The sequence below is a fragment of the Mesorhizobium sp. M00.F.Ca.ET.216.01.1.1 genome (genome assembly GCF_004010325.2).
Taxonomy (GTDB): Bacteria; Pseudomonadota; Alphaproteobacteria; order Rhizobiales; family Rhizobiaceae; genus Mesorhizobium.
This window is the reverse complement of the sequence record NZ_SADR02000006.1, coordinates 256,013-262,137: the sequence shown is the minus strand read 5'-3', so window position 1 is coordinate 262,137 and position 6,125 is coordinate 256,013. Positions and strand designations below refer to the sequence as shown.

General features: G+C 62.9%; 6 protein-coding genes. 3 read left to right on the top strand and 3 right to left on the bottom strand.

Annotation, left to right across the window (positions count from 1 at the left end; translation table 11 throughout):
* Positions 1–849: 849 nt before the first annotated feature.
* Genes EN859_RS11110 through EN859_RS11100 form a run of 3 tightly spaced genes read left to right on the top strand, consistent with a single transcriptional unit; the run spans position 850 to position 2,846 of the window.
* A complete protein-coding gene (locus EN859_RS11110; protein WP_189501829.1) occupies positions 850–1,170 on the top strand; it encodes an antibiotic biosynthesis monooxygenase in 321 nt (106 codons plus the stop codon).
* 14 nt (positions 1,171–1,184) lie between these two features.
* Entirely contained in the window at positions 1,185–1,961 is a 777-nt protein-coding gene (locus tag EN859_RS11105) for an SDR family oxidoreductase (RefSeq protein WP_127853388.1), read from the top strand.
* Positions 1,962–1,970: 9 nt separating this feature from the next.
* Entirely contained in the window at positions 1,971–2,846 is an 876-nt protein-coding gene (locus tag EN859_RS11100) for a sigma-70 family RNA polymerase sigma factor (protein ID WP_127853387.1), read from the top strand.
* A gap of 207 nt (positions 2,847–3,053) precedes the next feature.
* Here EN859_RS11100 and ggt read toward each other — a convergent pair whose 3' ends face one another.
* The 3 genes from ggt to EN859_RS11085 are packed head-to-tail and all read right to left on the bottom strand — an operon-like array spanning position 3,054 to position 6,096.
* Positions 3,054–4,646: a gamma-glutamyltransferase gene (gene ggt, locus EN859_RS11095; protein WP_127853386.1), complete on the bottom strand. Its 1,593-nt coding sequence runs from the start codon at positions 4,644–4,646 to the stop codon at positions 3,054–3,056.
* Between the two features lie 23 nt (positions 4,647–4,669).
* Positions 4,670–5,383, bottom strand: coding sequence for an ABC transporter permease (locus EN859_RS11090; RefSeq protein WP_127853385.1), 714 nt, complete (start codon positions 5,381–5,383; stop codon positions 4,670–4,672).
* Entirely contained in the window at positions 5,383–6,096 is a 714-nt protein-coding gene (locus EN859_RS11085) for an ABC transporter permease subunit (RefSeq protein WP_127853384.1), read from the bottom strand. Before EN859_RS11085 ends, EN859_RS11090 begins: the two co-directional genes overlap by 1 nt.
* Between the last annotated feature and the right edge of the window lie 29 nt (positions 6,097–6,125).

Below are 6,125 nucleotides of genomic sequence, written 5' to 3'. Positions count from 1 at the left end.
CTCTTCAAGGGCCGCATCGCAATGCGCACAGCCATCGCCAGCCCGTCGAGCTACGCCTGCCCACCCACCAAGCCAATCGGTGCGGTCACAATGGACCAAGCCGAACCGTCAAATCCCCATAGACTCAAAACCGAGATCTCCACCCCGCGGGTTCCTTCCCTGGAGGCTTCCGGACGCCGGCCTCGGAGCCACGCCATCTCAGTAGACGGCCGGCATCCGAAACCCATCACAATTGTTGACGTCGATCAGCCAGAAATAAATGTCGGCTTCGCTGAAGGGTTTCGGGTGCCGTCAGGCGTACGAAACCCTTCAGCATGTCAGCCATTGAGGTCAGCCTCGCCTCCGCCCGAAAGCAGAAGTCGTGGCGCGATCTAAACGACCAATCTCGTGTCGTGCGCATATAGATATCGCGGGGTGCCGTGTCCTTCGTCATGTCCTTCAGTCCGTACCTTCGGCTGCGGTTGCAGCTGCTGCCGCAATCCTGGCCGTCGCCGAGAGCGGGCAGCGGCGGGGACAAGCGAAAATCGATGCGCGCTGGTGCGGGCGCACGAAGGCCGAAGGCCGTAGGAGCCTCGGCCCGCGTCTATTTCGCCTGGGGAGAGAGGCCAGCCTGTGCAAAAGCCCAATAGTCATGCGGGCCTAGAGGGAGGGTAACTGGCCACTCGACCTTCCCAAGATATTCGCCTTCATCACATCGGCTGAACGCTCGCGGACCTAAAAAGGGTGGCGATCGCGGATTCATCCGTCAGAGGGTGCATCTATTTTTTTGATACTGCGATCCGTTCAGCTCCAGCCCGACGTCTAGCTTAGACATAACGCCGATCCATGGCGTTCAAGGGAGAGTTCAAGATGGAAGACATCGCCTTAAGACACGACGCCACTACGTTGGTGAACGTGCTGACCTGCGAACCAGCTGATCAGGATGTACTGCTGACCCTGCTTCGGGAGAATACAGACCGCGTGATCTCAGGTCTGGACGGCTGGATCTCGACCAGTCTTGTGGCGGCCGCCGACGGCTCACGGATCGTCATTGTCTCCCAGTGGCGCGACGCCGATGCAGTCAAGGGAATGCAGACGGACGAGCGCATGCTCGCCTATTTCCCGAAGATTGCAGCGCTTGCCCGTTTCGACTCCATCGCGGGTGCCATTGTGCACGCGCGCGCAGCGTGATTGGGAGGTCGGCTATGACTGGACTTAAGAACAAGCAAGCGATCGTTACGGGAGGCAGCGCGGGCATCGGGCTGGAAATGGTCCGATCGCTCCTCGCACAAGGTGCAGAGGTGACCGTGATCGCAAGAGATGATGGCAAGCTCGCCGCGGCACGGGATGCCGGTGCGCAGGCCATTGCAGGTGACGCGACCGACGCCGCTCTGATCACGCGCGAGATAGATGCTGTCGATCCCGACATCCTGATCCTCAATGCAGGGGCGCGTCTCGCGGCGAAGACGTTGGACCGCCAGAACTGGGACGACTTTTCGGCGGTCTGGAACACCGACGTCAAGGCGACCTTTATCGGCATTCAGGCCGCGCTAAATAGGCCCTTGCGGCCTGGCTCGCGCGTGCTGGTCACGTCGAGCGGCGCCGCCATGGTGATGAGCCTACCGGCGATACGGCCAGAGGATCTGCGGATGTCCGGAGGCTATGTCGGCGCCAAGCGCATGGTATGGTTCATGGCGCACCAGGCCAATGCGGTTTCCCGTGAACGCGGACTGGGCATCCTCTTTCAGGTTCTCGTGCCGGCGCAACTCATGGCCGCAACCGAGCTTGGCCATGCAGTCGCGGCGGCGTATGCCGAAGCCGAAGGAATCACGATCGATGAGCATATCCTCCGACGCTACGGCTCCCACCTTGCGCCGGAGCAGGTGGGACGGCAGGTTGTCGAGTTGCTTGACGACCCAGCATACCGCACCGGCGTGGCCTATGGCATTCGCGCCGGCGTGCAGCTCATGCCGCTCGATTGAGGAGGTTTGATGACCGGGCACCAGCACGAGCTCGAAAAGCGGCTTTCGGAAATGCGGCCAAAGCTACACCGGTATTGCGCGCGAATGGTGGGTTCGACCATCGACGCCGAGGATGTCGTGCAGGATGCCTGCCTGAAGGCGGTGGCCGCCTGGGGCGGCGAAGAGGTAGCTAACCCCGACGGCTGGTTATTTCGAATCGCGCACAACACTGCGCTCGACTTTCTGCGCCGACGTCGCCGCGCGCCGGCGATAGAGAATTTGGAGACTCTTGAGATGATCGCGACTCCCCCTGCGCCTGATCCTCAGGCCGCAGCCGCGTCTATCCGCACTTTCATGCGACTTCCGCCCCTCCAGCGCAGCGCGGTCGTGATGAAGGACGTGCTTGGACATTCATTGGAAGAGATCGCTGAGGTCAACGGCGTAAGCGCGCCGGCGGCAAAATCGGCGTTGCAGCGTGGACGCGCTTCCCTCCGTGCGTTCACCGACGAGCCGCAAGATATCGATCTCCCGATCCTGCCGGACGAGACGAGAAAACGTCTTACTGCCTATGTCGACGGCTTCAGAAACGGCGATTTCGACGCGGTGCGCGCCATGCTTGCCGAAGACGTGCGGCTCGACCTCGTTTCTAAGCTGACCAGGGGAGGAAAATCCGAGGTCGGCGAGTATTACGGCCGCTATGCTGCGTGCGAGCAATGGGCATTCGAGGCCGGTGCCGTCGAAGGACGCCCAGCTATGCTGGTATACGACCGCGAAGTGTCGCTCGATCAACCGGCCTATTTTGTCGCCCTGTCGTTCAGCGACGGACAGGTCGTATCGATCCATGACTTCCTGTTTGCGCATTACGCGATCGAGGGTGTCCGGATGCAGCGATTGCAAGACCGATGAGTGGCCCTGGCGAGCCATACCTTGGGTTAATGAGCGGAGACAGGTTTGGATGAAGCAGGAGCTAGGCGACGATGCTCGCTCCTTGGCTCGAGACGACATCGGTTTGGTTTCTCTCCGACCGCTTCAGAAGATGGAATGTCGCCGAACGCGACCCATAGTTGTAGCGGTCCCGTGTCTTTCTCATGGACATAATCAAGGAAGACGCGCTCAAAGGCCTAGCGCACATCCGTCTTTGCGCGGATCGGAGCCCCCTTGAAGGGTACCGTTTTCCCAATCGATAAGGATGGCCTGGCCGCCGCCGATAGGGTCGGGTGACGGAACGATCCGGAAGCCACGTCGTTCGAGTTCCGCCGCCGTAGCGGGATCGAGCGTCTTCTCGGCTTCGACCTCTGTCGTGCCTGAAACGGGCACGACGCGTGGCAGGTCGATCGCTTCCTGCACGTCAAGGCGGAAGTCGAGCACCTTCGACAAGAAATGCGCATGACCCATCGCCTGATAGTAGCCGCCCATGACGCCGAAGGACATCACCGCCCGCCCGTCGCGCGTCATCATGCCCGGGATGATGGTGTGCAGCGGACGTTTGCCGGGTGCGATGGCGTTGGGATGCCCCGGCTTCAGCACGAAACCCTGGCCGCGATTTTGCAGAACGATGCCCGAGCGCGGCGCGACGAGTCCGGTTCCAAAACTGTCGAAGACCGAGTTGATGAAGCTGACAGCGTTGCGGTCCTTGTCTACAACCGTGATGTAGACGGTGTCGCGATGCGCCGGCGTCTGGATTGGCGGCAGGTCGGTTAGCGCGCGGTTGAGGTCGATTGTGCCGGCGAGCCTGTCGGCGAGCGCGTCGGACAACAGGTGTTCCACGGGTACCACCTCCTTCTCCGGATCGGCGAGCAACTCGTCCCGCGCCGCATAAGCGAGCCGCGTCGCCTCGATCTCGATGTGCAGTCGGTCGGCAGACTGCGGGTGGCCGTCAGGCTGGAAACGCGCCAGGATGTTGAGGATCATCAGCGCGACGATGCCTTGTCCGTTCGGCGGGCATTCGTGCACGCGATGGCCCTGGAAACCGGTGTGGATGGGGTCGACATATTCGCCCTTTGCATTGGCGAAGTCGTCCACCGTGTGGACGCCGCCGAGACTGCGCAGGTAGGAGACGATGTCGTCGGCGACAGCCCCGGTGTAGAAGCCGTCACGTCCTTCCGCCGCGATGCGCCGCAGTGTGGCGCCAAGCTCCGGCTGGCGATGCACCTCGCCCACGCGCGGCGCGCGTCCGCCAGGCAGGAAGATTCGCCTTGCGGCGGGGTCCGCCGACAACAGTTCGGTCTCGAGGATCCAGTCGCGATGAACGCGGGGCGAGATGGCGTAGCCCTCCTCGGCAAACCGGATCGCCGGCGCCAGAACCTCCGCGAACGGCAATCTGCCATGGTCGGCGTGCAGCCTGGTCCAGGCGTCGACCGCGCCCGGCACCGTGACCGCATGGGGCGACTGCCGCAGTATCTCCGTCAGCCCATGCTCGGCGAACCATTCGGGGCGCGTCGCGGCCGGTGCGCAGCCGGAGCCATTGTAGGCCACGATGTCGTCGGAGCCTTCGCGGGAAATCAGTGCAAAGCAGTCGCCGCCTATTCCGGTGGAGCCTGGCTCCACGACACATTGCACTGCGCTGGCTGCGATCGCGCCGTCCATGGCGTTGCCGCCCGCCGCCAAGATGCGGACTGCGGCAAGCGTAGCGGACGGATGCGACGTCGCGGCCATCGCTTCCCTGGCGACGACCAAAGACCTTCTTGGCTGTTCAAAGTCCCGCATTTTCTGATCGACCTCGCTGAGTGTTACTTGTTGATCTCCGCGCGGTCGACCGCCAGACGCAGATGCCGGGACAGCCTGTGTTCCAGGGCGGCCAGCGCGCGGCTGACCGTGAAATTGAGGGCAAGGTAGATCGCGCCCGCGCAGACGAACACCTCGATGGCCCTGTAGGTTTGGGAGATGATGCCCTGGGCGATGCCGGTCACTTCCATCAGGGTGACGATCGAAGCGAGCGATGAGCCCTTGATCATCAGGATGATTTCATTGCTATAGCCCGGCAGCGCCTGACGCAGCGCGAGCGGGAGCACAACCAACCGAAGCACCTGGAGGCGATTCATCCCGAGCGCCTTGGCGGCTTCGATCTGTCCCCGCGGCACAGTCTGAAGAGCGCCGCGCATGATCTCGCTGCCGTAGGCTGTGGTGTTCAGCGTCAGCGCCAGAATCGCGCACCAATAGGGCTCGCGGAAAAGACCCCACAGGCCGATCTGCTGGAGAAAAGGGCGAAATTGGCCCAGCCCGTAGTATATGAGAAAAATCTGCACCAGGAGCGGCGTGCCGCGGAACACCGCAACATAGCTGCGGATCGGCCAGCCGAGCAGCGGCTTGTTCAGTTGCTGGGCCAGGGCGAGCGGGAGGGCGATCCCGGTGCCGAGCAGGATCGACATTCCTGCCAGTTGCAGCGTCAGCGGCAGGCCGGCCAGCAGGCGCGGGACGATCTCGGCTATGAAGGCGAGGTCCATCACGACCTTCCGACGCCGCGCATAGCGATACGTTCGGCGCGACGGAAAAGCACGCCGGTCGCTGCTGCGATGGCAAAGTAGAGGGCCGCGGCCGCGACGTAGAACACGAAGGGCTGACGGGTCGAGCCGGCGCCGATCTGCGCTTGCCGCATCAATTCGACCAGACCGATCACTGAGATCAGCGCGGAGTCCTTCAGCACCAGCTGCCAGACATTTCCCAGGCCGGGTATGGCGTACCGCATCAGTTGTGGCAGGATCACCAGGCGCAGCGTCAGATATTTCGACAAGCCGTGGGCATAGGCTGCCTCGGCCTGGCTCCGGTCGACGGCGAGATAGGCTCCACGATAGACCTCCGCCTGGTATGCGCCCGAGATGATGCCGATCGCCAGCGTTCCGGTCGCAAAGGCTGGAAGGCCAAAGAAACCGTCGGCGCCGAACAGGTGCGCGACCGTGGTCAGCGTCATGCTGCCGCCGAAGTAGAGCAGATAGATCGTCAACAGGTCCGGAATGCCGCGAAAGACCGTCCCGTACGCATCGGCGATAAACGCCAGCGCGCGCGAGCCTCCGACCCGCGCGGCCGCCGCGATGCCTCCGAAGACCGCACCCAGCGCGAAACCCGCGATGGACAACAGAAACGTGACGGCGGAGGCGGACAGCAGTGCCGCCGCCCACCCGCCGGTGCCGAAGCCGAGAAGGCGCACCGCTTCCATCATTGTCGGTCAGCGCGCCTGGCGGATCTTCG